This is a genomic window from Caulobacter sp. AP07 (genome assembly GCF_000281955.1).
Lineage (GTDB): Bacteria > Pseudomonadota > Alphaproteobacteria > Caulobacterales > Caulobacteraceae > Caulobacter.
Map to the genome: position 1 here is coordinate 1 of NZ_AKKF01000262.1, position 14,024 is coordinate 14,024.

The window sequence follows — 14,024 nt, forward strand, 5'->3', positions numbered from 1 at the left end:
CCGCCCCGCCGAACCGGCTGTCGGCCGCCGCCTCGCGGCCGAAGGCCTGGACGGTGTCCAGCGCGTCGAGGCTCTCGCCGGCGTAGCCGACGGCGTCGGCGAACTTGTCCTGGGCGGTGACCGACAGCTTGCGCACGTTGCGGCCCAGCAGGAACATCGGGGCCAGGATCACCGGCACCATGAGCACGATGAAGCCGGCCAGCTTGGGGCTGACCACGGCCATGTAGCCCAGGCCGCCGATCAGGCTGAGGGTGTTGCGCAGGGCGATCGAGGCGCTGGCCCCGACCAGTTGCTCGATGATGGTGATGTCGGTCGTCATCCGCGACAGCACCTCGCCGGTGCGGGTCTTCAGAAAGAAGGCCGGGTCGAGGGTCAGGGTGTGGCCGTAGAGGGCGCGGCGCAGGTCGGCGACCACCCGCTCGCCCAGGCGGGTGACGAAGAAGAACCGCATGGCCGTGGCGATGGCCAGCACCAGGGCCACCGCGCCCAGGCCGATGAAGGCGCTGTTGACCGCGTCGCCGGAGCCGCGCGCGAAACCCTTGTCGATCACGCCCTTGAAGGCGGCGGTCAGGCCCAGGGTGGCGGCGGTGGAGAACAGCAGGAAGAAGGCGGCGGCCAGGGCGTCGCCGACGTGGCGGCGCACGAACGGCAGCAGATGGGCCAGCGGCCGGATGTCCTTGCGACGGGGACGACGGTTGGCGGCCTCGGCCAGATTCTGCACCAGCTCCGCGCCCGCGCTCGGCCTGCCTTCGGCCGAAATGTCGCCCGCGTTCACGTCACTCATCAACTGTCCCTTGCCAAATTCGCGCGCTTTCTTTATAGCCGCGCGTCTCCGAGAGCCACCCGCAAGGATGGCCCCCGCCCACATTCACGCCGCCTCAAGTCGGTTGGATCGCCCGATGAAACAAGACATTCACCCCGACTATCACTTCATCACCGTCACCATGACCGACGGCAGCAGCTATCAGACCCGTTCGACCTACGGGAAAGAAGGCGCGACGCTGGCCCTGGACATCGACCCGCGCGTTCACCCGGCGTGGACCGGCGGCAACGGCCAGATGCTGGACCGCGGCGGCCGCGTCTCGCGCTTCAACGCGAAGTTCGCCGGCTTCACCGCCAAGAAGTAAGCGTTTCACGCTTCTCGCCGTAAGGGCGACGAAAGGCCGGTCCCGCGTTCGCGGGCCGGCCTTTTCTGTTTGGGGTTTTCGTCAGAGTGTGTGCGAAAACCCTCTCCCTCTGGGAGAGGGTGAACTAAGCCGCCCCGAACGCCGCGCTGAGCCGGTCGAACTGGGCCTGCACCGGCCGGGGGGCCTCCTCGGTGGCCGCCTCGACGTACATGCGCTTGTCCAGGTGCCGCACCCGCTCGTACAGCCGCTCGGAGCGTTGCAGCAGGTTGACCAGGCCGAACGGCAGGTCCTCGATGGCGGCGGCCTCGCCGGCCTCGACGCCCAGGCGGTAGTTCTCGGCGCAGGCGGCCTCGGCGGCCATCTCGCCCTCCTTCACCGCGCGCTGCACCAGCAGCCACGAAGCCACCTGCATCAGCCGGGTGGTCAGGCGCATGCTTTCGCTGGCGTAGGCCAGGGCGGCGTTGCGCGAGAGGATCTTGCTGTCGTGGCGGCCGGCCCCGTCCAGATAGGCGGCGGTCTCCTCGACCAGGGTCATGCCTTCATCGAAGGTGCGGTCGAAAAGTTCCGAACGGGCGAAGTCCTGGATCACTCCAGTGCGCCAGGGGGCCGTGGACGCGTTCAACTCGGTCATAACCACTCAATGCCCCTTCGAAAGGCCGCGAGACCGTCTCGCCGGACAGGGGGACTGCAACCCCCGTGCCAGACGCAAGCGTCCCGTTTCGCGACCGCCCCCCTCAAGTTCGACCGAAGCGCCGAATGTCCGAGTCAGGCGACCCGAGACTCCGCCTGTAGCGTAAACCGATCGTTAGTCCAGGCGGCCAAACAACGCATTGGCTGCGTCACGTCCCGCCTTTTTCTTCGACAACTGGGCGCGGGTGCGGGCGACTTCCGCCTCCAGCGCCTCGATACGCTCTTCCAGCTCGGCGACCCCGTAGGTGTCCAGGTCCTCGTGCGCGGCGGCGTTCAGGGCGTCGCCCCTGAAGGCGCGCGGTTCGACCGGTTCTTCCTGCATCGGATCGGTCTCCCTTTGCTCGACCCCTTTTCGATCAGCCATCTGACGCCTACCAAGGGCCCGACGCAAGCCTCACGGGACGCTCCGCCATGTCTGAGACCATGACCGCCATCGCCATCGAGGGCGGCAAGGGGCCCGCCGAGGCCCTGTTTCCGGAGACCGTGGCGCGGCCCGAGCCGGGTCCCGGCCAGATCCTGATCCGGGTGCGGGCGGCCGGCGTCAACCGGCCCGACCTGCTGCAGCGCCTGGGCTACTACCCGCCGCCACCCGGCGCGCCGCCGGTCCTGGGCCTGGAGGTCGCCGGCGAGGTGGTAGTCGGGTCGGGCCGCTGGAAGGAAGGCGACCGGGTCTGCGCCCTGCTGGGCGGCGGCGGCTACGCCCAGTACGCCGTGGTCGACGCCCGCCACGCCCTGCCCGTGCCGGAAGGTTTCGACTTCGCCCACGCCGCCGCCCTGCCCGAGACGGTGTTCACCGTCTTCGCCAACGTGTTCGAACATGGGGCGCTGAAGCTTGGCGAGACCCTTTTGATTCATGGTGGGACGTCCGGTATCGGGACAACGGCGATCGCCATGGCCAAGGCGGCCGGCGCGCGGGTGATCGCCACCGGGCGCGGGGCCGACAAGAAGGCCCAGGCCCTGGCCCTGGGCGCCGACATCGCCGTCGACGCCAAGACCGAGGACTTCGCCGAGATCGCCAAGGCGGCCGGCGGGGTCGACGTGGTGCTGGACATGGTCGGGGCCAGCTATTTCGACAAGAACCTCGACGCCCTGAAGATCGGCGGCCGCATCGTCTATATCGCCGCCCTGGCCGGGCCGATCCTGGACGTGCCGATCATGACGCTGATGCAGAAGCGCGCCGTGCTCACCGGCTCGACCCTGCGCCCCCGCTCGGCCGACGAAAAGGCCCGGCTGGCCGCCGAGATCGAGCGCGTGGTCTGGCCGTGGATCGCGGCGGGCCAGCTCAAGCCGGTGATCGACGCGACGTTCCCGCTGGAGGACGCGGCCAAGGCCCACGCGCACCTGGAGGCGGGCGAGCACGTGGGCAAGGTGGTGCTGCTGGCGTGACCGGGACATCCAGCATCGGCAAGCCCGCCCCCAAATCCCTGCCCGGTCCGCGAAACGGCGAGCCGGCGCCGTGGTTCGTCGCGCGCTCGACCTCCAACCCCAGGTTCAACTTCCACACGACCGCCGGGCGCTATGTCGCGCTCTGCTTCGTCGGGTCCGCCGGACATTCGCTGACCCAGGCGGCCTTGGCGCGGGTTGACGCGCGGCGGGCGCTGTTCGACGACCTGAAGGCCTCGTTCTTCGGCGTCAGCATCGATCCGGCCGACGAGGCCCTGAACCGGGTCGGCGAAAGCCTGCCCGGCCTGCGCTGGTTCTGGGACCACGACCTGGCGATCAGCCGGCTGTACGGCGCGGCGGCGGAAACCCCGCCTCGGGACGGCGTGAACTACCAACCCTTCTGGCTGGTGCTGGACCCCCAGTTGCGCTGCGTGTTCAACGCCCCGATCACCGCCACCGACGCGGTGCTCGACTTCATCGCCGCCGCGCCCGCTCCCGCCGGCCATGCCGGGGTCGACCTGCACGCCCCGGTGCTGATCCTGCCCAGGGTGTTCGAACCCGAGCTGTGTCGCCAGCTGATCGAGCTCCACCAGACCGAGGGCGGCCACGTCTCGGGCTTCATGCGCGACATCGACGGCAAGACGCGGCTGGTCCTCGATCCGGCCCACAAGCAGCGCAGCGACCACGACTTGACCGATCCGGCCCTGCGCCAGGCCACAGCCGCTCGCATCCATAGCCGGCTGGTTCCCGAGGTCGCCAAGGCCTTCCAGTTCACGGCCACGCGGATGGAGCGCTATCTGGTCGGTTGCTACGACGCCGCCGACGGCGGCCACTTCCGGCCCCACCGCGACAACACCACCGCCGGCACGGCCCACCGCCGGTTCGCCGTGACCATCAACCTCAACGCCGAGGACTACGAGGGCGGCGACCTGTCGTTCCCGGAATTCGGCCCCCGCCGCTACCGCGCCCCGACCGGCGGGGCCGTGGTGTTTTCCTGCTCGCTGCTGCACATGGTGGATCCGATCACCGCCGGTCGCCGCTACGCCTTCCTGCCGTTCCTCTACGACGAGGCGGCGGCCCGCGGACGCGAAGCGCGCAACGCCGAACTGGACGAGGCCCTGACGCCCTACGCCTCGGGCGCGCCCGGATGAACGCGACGAGCCGCCGGGAAGGGAGCGTTCTATCCGGAGGCGGTGAAGCGAAGGCCCTGGCGATCTAGAACATTTCGATCCCCGTTCCCTTTCGCGCGGAACCGCATTATAGCTCCACGCTGAACACCCCGCCCGGCCGCAAGGTCGGGCGCCGTCATTTCTGGAGGACCGCATGTCCGACATCCTGATGCCCAAGGCGACGGCCGTCTGGCTCGTGGAAAACACGTCGCTGACCTTTGAGCAGATCGCCGACTTCTGCGGTCTGCACCCGTTGGAAGTCAGCGGCATCGCCGACGGCGAGGTCGCGCGCGACATCCGCGGCGCCGATCCGATGGGCAATGGCCAGCTGACCCGCGAAGAACTGGACAAGGCCCAGGCCAACGACCAGTACCGCATGAAGGCCCAGGTCAGCCGCCACGCCGAGCTGCTGAAGCCGCAGAAGAAGGCTCCGCGCTACACCCCGGTGTCGCGCCGCCAGGATCGCCCGGACGCCATCGCCTGGTTCCTGCGCCACCACCCCGAGGTGACCGACGCGCAGATCTCCAAGCTGCTGGGCACCACCAAGTCGACCATCGAGCAGGTGCGCAACCGCACCCACTGGAACGCGGCCAACATCAAGCCGGTCGACCCCGTGACCCTGGGCCTGGTCGGCCAGCTGGAGCTGGACGCCCTGGTCAAGAAGGCCGCCGAGAAGAAGGCCAAGGACGACCTCAAGAAGGGCATCCTGCCCGAGGACCCGACCCTGCGCCCGGCCGCCGAGACCGGCGCCCTGCCCGACGACCACGACGAGGAAGAGGCCGCGATCCGCAAGGGCCGCATCGAGCCCAAGGCCGAGGACGTGTTCGGCAAGTCGACCTACGTGGCCGACGACGAGGACGACGAGGACTGATCACCGCGGACGCGGTGCGTCTTCGCTGAAAGCAAAAGCCCATCCCGTTTCGCGGGGTGGGCTTTTTCGTTGCGGCGCCCGTCCACGGCAAGCGTTGCCGTGGACGAAAAGCCATGCAACCAGGACGTCGACGGGGCCGACCTCGACCGCGTCGGTCGTGCGCGCGCCTCGCGCGCCAGGAAGTTCCGATGCCCAAGTCCCCGACGGTCACGATCTTCAACGCCAACCCGATCGGCATCCAGGTTTCCGTCAACAACGGCCCGCAATTCGCGGTGGCCGGCGCGTCCCCGCCGAACTGGAACCCGCAAACCTCAACGTCCGACGGTCCGACCTGGAGCTACAACCGCGCTGCCCAGAACGTGCTCGCGCCTGGCGTCAACCGCCTGACGATCACCCCGTCCGGCGCCGCCCAGCCGTCCGTCTTGACCGTGGCGCTGCCGGGAACCTTCCAATGGAGTTCGATGCAGCTCCACATCTTCTTCGACAGCTACGGCAACGCGGGCTGGATCGCCCTCGACGACGGCCGGTACGTCATCGGCAATCTTCCGTAGGACGCAGTCCGAAGGGTTGCCCACGACAGCGAAAGGCCCACCCCGCTCGCGCGGGATGGGCCTTTCTGTTTTCGGCCTCCTCAGTTGGTCACCGCCCTTTCGAAGCGACGATGACGCAGAGGCGGCTAGTGAAGTCGCGCCCTAAGGCCTTCGATCTCTTCCTTGAGCCTGAGCTTCTGCCGCTTCAGCTCCTTGAGCCGGGTCGTATCGCTGACCGGTCGACTGGTCTCCTCCTGGATCGTGCGGTCGAGGTTCTCGTGACGGGACCCAAGCTCGCGGATACGGGATTCGATGGCCATGGCTGTCGGCTCCTTGCTGTTGGAGATCGAAGACAACACCCGCTGCGCCGCGCTGTCAGATCACATATGATTGCACTCAGCCGCGCTTGACGCGGCCCCGCTTGTTCCCGTGACGGACGAATATTCACCATGTCGGACTCCCAGGCCACGCCGGACAAGCCCCGCTTAGTCGTTGGAATTTCAGGAGCTTCCGGGGTCGTCTATGGCCTGCGGACCCTGGACGCCTGCCGCGAAATGGGGGTCGAGAGCCACCTGGTGTTATCCAAGTCGGCGGCCCTGACCCTGGCGCAGGAAACTGGACTCGGCGTCGCCGAGGTCAATCTGAAGGCGGACATTGTGCATCGCGTGGGCGACGTGGGCGCCGCGATCGCGTCAGGGTCGTATCGGACGCTCGGCATGATCGTCGCCCCCTGCTCGGTGCGCACCATGAGCGAGGTCGCCACCGGCGTGACGTCGTCGCTGCTGACCCGCGCCGCCGACGTCACCCTGAAGGAGCGCCGGCCGCTGGTGCTGATGGTCCGCGAGACCCCGCTGCACCTGGGCCACCTGCGCACCCTGACCAAGCTGGCCGAGATGGGCGCGGTGATCGCCCCGCCGCTTCCGGCGTTCTATGCCAAGCCGGCGACCATCGCCGAGATGGTCGACCAGTCGGTGGGCCGCGCGCTCGACCTGTTCGGCCTGTCCTGGCGACCGGTCAAACGCTGGGGCGAGGACCTCGTCACCATCACCGGCGACACCTGAGAGGCTAACGGATATGCGACTTTGGCAATGGGCCCTGGAGGTCTATGCGCGCGCCCCGGTCGCGGCGGCGTGCCTGTCGCTGCAGGACGCGCACGGCCAGAACGTGCCCTACCTGCTGTGGGCCGCCTGGCGGGCCGGCGAAGGCCGCTCCGCCGACCCCAAGGCCGCCGCCGGACTGGTCAAGCGCTGGGACGCCGAGGTCGGCGCGCCCCTGCGCGGCGTGCGCCGGGCGATCAAGCCGCCATGGCCGGGCATTCTCGACGGGGCCCGCGAGGATTTCCGCGAAACGGTCAAGGCCGCCGAACTGGCCGGCGAGAAGGTGCTGATGGAAAGCCTGGAGGCCCTCAGCGGCGAGCCGGGCCCGGCGCTGGACGTGTTCGACACCCTGCTGGAGGCCGCCCGGGCGTCCGGCGACCCGCCGCGCGAAACCGCCCTGCGCGCCCTGGCCGACGCCCTGAGCGGCGCGGCCTCATGACGGCCTTTACCGGCTGTCAGGCTTTGCTATCTATCACCGCCCTGAAGCTCGGCCTCCCTGCCCCGCAACCGAAGGAGCGTTCATGAACGACGACGACGCTTCCGACGACAGCGACATCGCCCTGGAGCGACGCCTCGCCACCCTGCGCGAGGAACACCAGGACCTCAACGACGCGGTCACCGCCCTGGAAGAACGCCCGCAGCCCGACATGCTGCAGATCGCCCGCCTCAAGCGCCGCAAGCTGGCCCTGAAGGACGAGATCGTGCGGCTCGAAGACCAGCTGATGCCGGACATCATCGCCTAGGCCCTAGCGTAGGATTGGGGACAGGCGCATGCGCCTGTCCCCAGCCCGCCCTACCCCAACACCGCTTCAGCCCGCCCTACCCCAACACCGCTTCCAGCCACCCCCGCAGCGCCGCCACCGCCTCGCCGTCGCGGGCGGCGGGCGGATAGACCAGGTCGAACCGCCGGCCGGCCAGGGTCGGGCCGAAGGGCGAGACCAGCAGGCCGGCGGCCAGTTCGGCGGCCGCCAGGGTCAGGCTGACCAGCGCCACCCCCTGCCCCGCCACCGCCGCCTGGATGGCGTGGCTGTCGTCGGTGAAGCGCGGCCCGGCCTCGACGTCCAGGTCGGCGCGCCCCGCCTGCCGCGCCCACAGCCGCCAGGTGGGGGTGTCGGGCGTCGGATGCCGCCACTCGGCGTGGATCAGCGCCTGGCCGGCCAGTTCCCCGGGGCCCGTCAGTCCCAGACGCGGACTGCACACCGGCGCGAAGCGGTCGTCGATCAGCGGTTCGGAGACCAGGCCCGGATAGGAGCCCAGGCCGTAGCGCACGGCCGCGTCGGCCTCGCCCGCCCGCAGGTCGACCGGATCGTCGGTGGCCAGCAGCCGCAGGTCGAGGTCCGGATGGGCCAGGCGGAAGGCTTCGACCCGCGTCGCCAGGCGCTTGGCGGTGAAGGCCACGGTCGCCGACAGGGTCACCACCCGCCGGCCGCCGCGCGGCGCCAGGGCGGCGATCGCCTGGGCGAAGGCGTCGAAGCCGTCCATCAGCACCGGATGCAGGTGGGCGCCCGCCGCCGTCAGCGCCACCTGCCGAGGGCCTCGCGCGAACAGGGCCAGGCCCAGATGGTCCTCCAGCTGCCGCACCTGGTGGCTGATCGCCGTCGGGGTCACCGCCAGTTCCTCGGCGGCGCGCTTGAAGCTCAGATGCCGAGCGGCGGCCTCGAAGGCGCGCAGGGCGGACAAGGGGGGCAAACGGCGCATGCAAGATGATTTCACCTCATCCGTTGCGTGAAAAGTCCGCGTTTGTGGAGAGGCTTTCTGGAGAACATCTAGGGCTCTCACGTCGAACGGATGAGACGACCTCATCCGCCGACGAGGAGAACGCCCATGACCTCGATCCTGCACATCGATTCCAGCGCCCGCCCGCACCGTTCGGACCAGACGGCCCACGGCTCGCACACCCGCCGCCTGACGGGCCGCTTCGTCGCCCGCTGGCGCGCCGCCCGCCCCGCCGACCCGGTGACCTATCGCGACCTGGGCCAGGCGCCGCCCGCCCCGGTGACCGGCGACTGGATCCACGCCGCCTTCACCCCGCCGGAGCGGCGCGAGGCCTGGATGGCCCAGGCCCTGGCCGAGAGCGATACCTTGGTCGACGAACTGCTGGCCGCCGACCTGATTGTGCTGGGCGCGCCGATGTACAATTTCGGACCGCCCGCCCAGCTCAAGGCCTGGATCGACAACATCGTGCGGGTGGGTCGCACCTTCGGCTTCGACCGCGCTCGCCAGGGCGAGCCCTACTGGCCGCTGCTGGCCGACCACGGCAAGAGCCTGGTGATCCTCAGCGCGCGCGGCGACCACGGCTACGCGCCCGGCCAGCGCCTGGCCCACGCCAACCACCTGGAGTCCGGCCTCGCCACGCCCCTGGGCTATCTGGGCGTGACCGACGTGCATGGCGCGGCGATCGAATATGACGAGTTCGCCGACGCCCGCCTGGCGGCCTCGATCCTGGCGGCCGAGGCGGCGGTCGACGAGCTGGCCGACCGGCTGCTGGAGGCCAGGACGTCGCGGCTACAGACGGGGACACACACTCACGGCAAGGTGGACGACATCGCGACTCGGGCCGTGGGGTGAGTGTGTGTCCCCTCCTCGCCCCCCTCAGCCCGCCTCGACCGTCACCGTCGCCTCATGCCCCACCGGGAAGTTCAGCGAATTGGCGACGAAGCAGTGGGTGTTGGCCTCGTGGTGCAGGGCCATCGCCTTGGCCGGGTCCGAGCCCGCCGCGACCGTCACCTGGGGCCGCAGGGTGGCGCTCTCGAAGCGGCCGCCGCCGGTCTCGTCCTCGACCATCACCGCCACGGCCTCGTCGCGATAGGCGGTGACCACCACCCCGTTCACCGCGCACAGGTGCAGGTACCACAGCTGGTGGCAGGCGCTGATCGAGGCCAGCAGCAGCTCCTCCGGGTTCCAGCGGGCCGGATCGCCCCGGAAGCTGGGGTCCGACGAGCCGGCGATCACCGGCTTGCCCGGCGCGGCGATCTCGTGGGCCCGCTCATAGCCGCGATAGCTGGCCGTGCCCGCGCCGGTGTTTCCGGTCCAGGTCAGGGTCGTGGCGTAGCGGTGCGACTTGGACATCAGGGCTCCGTGCGCGCGATTGGGGACACACACTCATGGCACGGCTCATGACGATCGACCAAGGGCGGCGGGGTGAGTGAGTGTTCCCGTCCGATCCGCCGCGCCTAAGCCTCTTTGCGCGTCCGCTTCTTCAGGAACATCGCCGCGTCGGCCTCGGCCAGAGCGGCTTCCGGGTCGGCGCCCGGCTCGATCTCGCGCACGCCGTAGGAGACCTTCAGCGGCACCGACCATTCGCCGACCTGCACCGGCATGTCGCGCACGGCGGCGGCCAGGGTTTCGGCCTTGGAGGCGGCGGTCTGTTGATCGGCCTGGACCAGCAGCACGGCGAACTCGTCGCCGCCGATCCGGCCCACCACGTCGCTCTCCCGGACATGGGCCAGCAGGCGCTGGGCCACGGCCTTCAGGGCCTCGTCGCCGGCGGCGTGGCCGAAGCGGTCGTTGACGGCCTTGAAGCCGTCGAGGTCGAAGAACACCAGGCTGGCGGGCGAGCCGTAGCGCTGGGCGAAGGCGGCGACCCGCTTGATCTCGCGCAGGAAGGCCCGGCGGTTCAGCACCGGGGCCAGCACGTCCATGTCGGCCAGGCCTTGCGCCTCGTTGAGCTTGAACTTCAGCCGCCCGACCTCGGCCCGCAGGTCGTCGATCTCGACCATCAGGGTCTTGAGCGCGCCCTGCACCTGGGGGGTCAGGTCGTCTTCCGACAGCCCCAGGAACCCGGCCTTGTCGGCGGCGACCACGGCGCGGGCCACCGCCGGGCCCGCGGCCTCGGTCAGCGCCCGGCGACGGATCGCCGAGAAGGATTCGGTACGGGCGCTCGTGATCTTCATGGCGGGCGGGGAATCACTTGTTGCACAGCTTGGTGCAAATCTGCGTTCTTCCATTAACCATGGCAATGCCGGGCCAACGTGTCCCAGCGTCGCACTGACGCACCGGTCTCCATCGGCCCATACGCAGCCTGGGCGAGAACGGGCTTTGGGGCGGGGAACGCAGCGGCTATAAGCCGCCCGATTCAAGGGCCTAAGGGCTCGCCGCGGCCTCCGGGGCCGTTCAGGGAAATCGTCGCCGATGCCCACGACCACGCCACCCGTCGCTATCATCATGGGCAGCCGCTCTGACTGGCCGACGATGAAGAAGGCGGCTGACGCGCTCGACGCCCTGGGCGTGGCCTACGACGCCAAGGTGGTTTCCGCCCATCGCACGCCCGCCCGCCTGGTGGCGTTCTCCACCGGCGCCCAGGACGCCGGCTACAAGGTGATCATCGCCGGGGCCGGCGGCGCGGCGCACCTGCCGGGCATGGTGGCCTCGATGACCCTCCTGCCGGTGCTGGGCGTGCCGGTGCAGTCCAAGGCCCTGAACGGCCTGGATTCCCTGCTCTCCATCGTCCAGATGCCCGGCGGCGTGCCGGTGGCCACCCTGGCCATCGGCGAAGCCGGGGCCAAGAACGCCGGCCTGCTGGCGGCGCAGATCCTGGCCTTGTCGGACACGGCCCTGGGCCAGCGCCTGCGGGCGTTCCGTGACGCCCAGACCGAGGACGTCGTCGAAAGCGTGGAAGACTGATGAGCGCCCCCCTCCAACCCGGCTCGACCCTCGGCATCCTCGGCGGCGGCCAGTTGGGCCGCATGCTGGCCCTGGCCGGCGCCCGCCTGGGCTTCGACGTGGTGATCCTCGACCCCGAGGAGAACAGCCCGGCAGGCCGCGTCGCCGCCCGCCAGATCGTCGCCCCCTATGACGACCGCTGGGCGCTGAAACGCCTGGCCGAGGCCTGCGACGTGGTCACCTACGAGTTCGAGAACGTCCCGGCCGACACCGTCGCCGAGCTGACCGCCCTGGGCGTGCTGGTCGCGCCCGGCTCCAAGGCCCTGGCCGCCGCCCAGGACCGGGCGGTGGAAAAGACCTTCCTGGCCGAGATCGGCGTGCCCACCGTGGCCTTCGCCGCCATCGAGACCGCCGACGACCTGGCCGCCGCCGTGGCCAGGATCGGCGCCCCGTCGCTGCTGAAGACCCGCCGCGAGGGCTATGACGGCAAGGGCCAGGCCTGGGTGCAGCGCCCCAGCGACGCCGCCGCCGCCTTCGACAAGATCGGCCGCAAGCCGGCCATCCTCGAGGCTCCGGCCGACTTCGTGCGCGAGCTGTCGGTGATCGCCGCCCGCGGCCGCGACGGCGAGATCGCCTGCTACCCGCTGGCCGACAACCACCACGAGGGCGGCGTCCTGCGCCGCACCGTGGCCCCGGCCAAGGTCACCGAAGCGACCCGGGACCAGGCCGAGACCATCGTCATCCGGATCCTGTCGGCCCTCGACTATGTCGGCGTCATCGGCGTGGAGCTGTTCGAGCTGGCCGACGGCAAGCTGCTGGTCAACGAGTTCGCCCCCCGGGTGCACAACACCGGCCACTGGACCCAGGACGGCTGCGAGGTCGACCAGTTCGAGCAGCACATCCGGGCCGTCGCCGGCTGGCCCCTGGGCCCCACCGCCGCCCGCGCCCATGTCGAGATGACCAACCTGCTGGGCCCCGAGGTCGAGGCCTGGGCCAAGCTGGCCGCCGAGCCGGAGACCCGCATCCACCTCTACGGCAAGGGCGAGGCCCGGCCGGGACGGAAGATGGGGCACGTGAATAGGTTGCGGGGGTTGAAGGACTGAGGGGCGGCAGCGCTCTTCATACGGCTCCCCTTTTCAACCGTCATCCCGGGCCTTGTGCCCGGACCCATCTGCCCACCGCAAGTGCGGAGATGTGGCGCGCCAGCGCGCCAATGCGCTTCACGAGCAAGCTGAACCATGGGTCCCGGGCACAAGGCCCGGGATGACGGTTTGGAGGTGGACGTGAGGAAGGTTGACGGGAGGACGGGCGAACCAGCCTCCCTCACGCCACCGCGATGATCTCCAGCTCGATCAACCAATCCTCCGCCAGGGTCTGGACGACGATCGCCGTCGTCGGGATGCGCCGATCGCCCAGGGCCTTCACCCGCGCCGCGCCGTTGGCCTCGACATAGGCGACGTCGCGCAGGTAGCTGGTCAGGCGCACGATGTTGTCGACCGTCATGTCGGCGCTGGCCAGGATGGTCGCCAGGTTGTCCCAGACCAGCTCCAGCTGCCGCTCCAGCGTCGCGCCCGCCACGCCTTCCGCGTCCAGCCCCATGGTGCCGGCCACGAACAGCATCCGTCCGGGGCTTCGCACCTCCATCGCGTGGACGTAGTCGGGGGTGGCGGCGTAGATTCCGGTCGTCGGATTGTGCGTGACGGTCTTCATGGCGTTGCCTCCCGGGCTTTCCCTGTCCAAGCTTAGCGGAGAGCAGGAGTTTCACGCATGGCCGAACAGGCGACCATCGGCCTCATCGGCGGCATGAGCTGGGAAAGCTCGGCCCAGTACTACCGACTGATCAACGAGGGCGTCCGCGACCGGGTCGGCGGGGTCGCCTCGGCCCGCACCCTGATGTGGTCGTTCGACTTCGCCCGGATCGAGGCCCTGCAGCACGCCGGCGACTGGAATGCCCTGGCCGCCCTGATGGCGGAGGCCGCCAAGGCCCTGGAGCGCGGTGGAGCCGATTTCCTGGTGCTGTGCACCAACACCATGCATCGCTGCGCTCCGGCCATCGAGGACGCCGTGGCGGTCCCCCTGCTGCACATCGCCGACCCGACCGCCGAGGCGATCCGGGCGGCGGGGCTTTCGAGGGTCGGCCTGCTGGGCACGGCCTTCACCATGGAGCAGGACTTCTATCGCGGACGGCTGGAGCGGCGCTTCGGGCTGGAGGTGCTGATTCCCGGGCCAGAGGACCGCGCGGCGGCGCACGGGATCATCTATCGCGAACTGGTGACCGGCCAGGTGCTGGACGCCTCCCGCGACGTGTACCGGGCGGTGATCCAGCGGCTGGTGGCGCGCGGGGCGCAGGGGGTGATCCTGGGCTGCACGGAGATCATGCTGCTGATCGGCCAGGAAGACAGCCCCGTGCCGATCTTCGACACCACGACGCTGCATGCGACGGCGGCGGTGGAGCGGGCGTTGGCGGGCCGAACCTAAAAGGCCCTCCCCCTGTGGGGGAGGCGATCGCGAAGCGATCGGTGGGGGGATAGTCGGTGAGGTGGGATCACTCCCCC

20 protein-coding genes are annotated in these 14,024 nt (G+C 69.9%); 12 read left to right on the forward strand and 8 right to left on the reverse strand.

Features of this window, described 5'->3' with window-relative positions; all coding sequences use genetic code 11:
* Positions 1-787: ABC transporter transmembrane domain-containing protein (locus PMI01_RS23020; protein WP_255348048.1), on the reverse strand; the 787-nt coding region annotated here is incomplete at its 3' end.
* Positions 788-899: 112 nt separating this feature from the next.
* Between PMI01_RS23020 and rpmE the strand changes: the two genes are divergently transcribed.
* Positions 900-1,127, forward strand: coding sequence for a 50S ribosomal protein L31 (gene rpmE, locus PMI01_RS23025; protein WP_007674984.1), 228 nt, complete (start codon positions 900-902; stop codon positions 1,125-1,127).
* 124 nt (positions 1,128-1,251) lie between these two features.
* On the opposite strand, the gene PMI01_RS23030 is transcribed toward rpmE, so the two are convergent.
* Both PMI01_RS23030 and PMI01_RS23035 read right to left on the reverse strand, forming a co-directional pair.
* Positions 1,252-1,758, reverse strand: a complete 507-nt coding sequence (locus PMI01_RS23030; protein ID WP_007674986.1) for a protease adaptor protein RcdA — start codon at positions 1,756-1,758, stop codon at positions 1,252-1,254.
* Positions 1,759-1,932: 174 nt separating this feature from the next.
* Entirely contained in the window at positions 1,933-2,139 is a 207-nt protein-coding gene (locus tag PMI01_RS23035) for a DUF1192 domain-containing protein (RefSeq protein ID WP_007674988.1), read from the reverse strand.
* A gap of 89 nt (positions 2,140-2,228) precedes the next feature.
* Here PMI01_RS23035 and PMI01_RS23040 point away from each other — a divergent pair, with 89 nt between their 5' ends.
* The 4 genes from PMI01_RS23040 to PMI01_RS23055 all read left to right on the forward strand — a co-directional run bounded on the left by PMI01_RS23040 (position 2,229) and on the right by PMI01_RS23055 (position 5,791).
* Entirely contained in the window at positions 2,229-3,203 is a 975-nt protein-coding gene (locus PMI01_RS23040) for an NAD(P)H-quinone oxidoreductase (RefSeq protein WP_007674990.1), read from the forward strand.
* Positions 3,200-4,351, forward strand: coding sequence for a 2OG-Fe(II) oxygenase family protein (locus tag PMI01_RS23045; protein ID WP_007674992.1), 1,152 nt, complete (start codon positions 3,200-3,202; stop codon positions 4,349-4,351). Before PMI01_RS23040 ends, PMI01_RS23045 begins: the two co-directional genes overlap by 4 nt.
* A gap of 172 nt (positions 4,352-4,523) precedes the next feature.
* Complete coding sequence (locus tag PMI01_RS23050; RefSeq protein ID WP_007674994.1) at positions 4,524-5,240, forward strand: DUF1013 domain-containing protein; 717 nt, start codon at positions 4,524-4,526, stop codon at positions 5,238-5,240.
* 188 nt (positions 5,241-5,428) lie between these two features.
* Complete coding sequence (locus PMI01_RS23055) at positions 5,429-5,791, forward strand: hypothetical protein (protein ID WP_007674996.1); 363 nt, start codon at positions 5,429-5,431, stop codon at positions 5,789-5,791.
* A gap of 125 nt (positions 5,792-5,916) precedes the next feature.
* Here the strand turns inward: PMI01_RS23055 and PMI01_RS23060 are convergent, their stop codons facing one another.
* Positions 5,917-6,090: a YdcH family protein gene (locus tag PMI01_RS23060; protein WP_007674998.1), complete on the reverse strand. Its 174-nt coding sequence runs from the start codon at positions 6,088-6,090 to the stop codon at positions 5,917-5,919.
* A 129-nt stretch (positions 6,091-6,219) separates the two neighbouring features.
* On the opposite strand from PMI01_RS23060, the gene PMI01_RS23065 reads away from it, so the two are divergent.
* The 3 genes from PMI01_RS23065 to PMI01_RS23075 all read left to right on the forward strand — a co-directional run bounded on the left by PMI01_RS23065 (position 6,220) and on the right by PMI01_RS23075 (position 7,610).
* Positions 6,220-6,831, forward strand: a complete 612-nt coding sequence (locus tag PMI01_RS23065; RefSeq protein ID WP_007675000.1) for a UbiX family flavin prenyltransferase — start codon at positions 6,220-6,222, stop codon at positions 6,829-6,831.
* A gap of 13 nt (positions 6,832-6,844) precedes the next feature.
* A complete protein-coding gene (locus PMI01_RS23070) occupies positions 6,845-7,306 on the forward strand; it encodes a TIGR02444 family protein (protein ID WP_007675006.1) in 462 nt (153 codons plus the stop codon).
* Between the two features lie 82 nt (positions 7,307-7,388).
* Entirely contained in the window at positions 7,389-7,610 is a 222-nt protein-coding gene (locus PMI01_RS23075) for a YdcH family protein (protein WP_007675007.1), read from the forward strand.
* 76 nt (positions 7,611-7,686) lie between these two features.
* Here the strand turns inward: PMI01_RS23075 and PMI01_RS23080 are convergent, their stop codons facing one another.
* On the reverse strand, positions 7,687-8,565 hold the full coding sequence (locus tag PMI01_RS23080; protein WP_007675009.1) for a LysR substrate-binding domain-containing protein: 879 nt from the start codon (positions 8,563-8,565) through the stop codon (positions 7,687-7,689).
* A 126-nt stretch (positions 8,566-8,691) separates the two neighbouring features.
* Here PMI01_RS23080 and PMI01_RS23085 point away from each other — a divergent pair, with 126 nt between their 5' ends.
* On the forward strand, positions 8,692-9,435 hold the full coding sequence (locus PMI01_RS23085; RefSeq protein WP_007675011.1) for an FMN-dependent NADH-azoreductase: 744 nt from the start codon (positions 8,692-8,694) through the stop codon (positions 9,433-9,435).
* A 24-nt stretch (positions 9,436-9,459) separates the two neighbouring features.
* On the opposite strand, the gene PMI01_RS23090 is transcribed toward PMI01_RS23085, so the two are convergent.
* Both PMI01_RS23090 and PMI01_RS23095 read right to left on the reverse strand, forming a co-directional pair.
* Positions 9,460-9,936 carry an OsmC family protein gene (locus PMI01_RS23090; protein ID WP_007675014.1) on the reverse strand — a complete coding sequence of 159 codons (477 nt, stop codon included), beginning with the start codon at positions 9,934-9,936 and terminating at the stop codon, positions 9,460-9,462.
* Positions 9,937-10,040: 104 nt separating this feature from the next.
* On the reverse strand, positions 10,041-10,760 hold the full coding sequence (locus tag PMI01_RS23095) for a GGDEF domain-containing protein (RefSeq protein ID WP_007675017.1): 720 nt from the start codon (positions 10,758-10,760) through the stop codon (positions 10,041-10,043).
* A 238-nt stretch (positions 10,761-10,998) separates the two neighbouring features.
* Between PMI01_RS23095 and purE the strand changes: the two genes are divergently transcribed.
* Positions 10,999-11,490 (forward strand): 5-(carboxyamino)imidazole ribonucleotide mutase, encoded by a 492-nt coding sequence (gene purE, locus PMI01_RS23100; protein WP_035037978.1) that lies wholly within the window; start codon positions 10,999-11,001, stop codon positions 11,488-11,490.
* Entirely contained in the window at positions 11,487-12,572 is a 1,086-nt protein-coding gene (locus PMI01_RS23105) for a 5-(carboxyamino)imidazole ribonucleotide synthase (protein WP_035037980.1), read from the forward strand. The genes purE and PMI01_RS23105 overlap by 4 nt, the downstream gene beginning before the upstream one ends.
* Positions 12,573-12,792: 220 nt before the next feature.
* Here the strand turns inward: PMI01_RS23105 and PMI01_RS23110 are convergent, their stop codons facing one another.
* Positions 12,793-13,179, reverse strand: coding sequence for a RidA family protein (locus PMI01_RS23110; RefSeq protein ID WP_007675024.1), 387 nt, complete (start codon positions 13,177-13,179; stop codon positions 12,793-12,795).
* Between the two features lie 57 nt (positions 13,180-13,236).
* On the opposite strand from PMI01_RS23110, the gene PMI01_RS23115 reads away from it, so the two are divergent.
* A complete protein-coding gene (locus tag PMI01_RS23115; protein WP_007675032.1) occupies positions 13,237-13,947 on the forward strand; it encodes an aspartate/glutamate racemase family protein in 711 nt (236 codons plus the stop codon).
* The last annotated feature ends 77 nt before the right edge of the window (positions 13,948-14,024 follow it).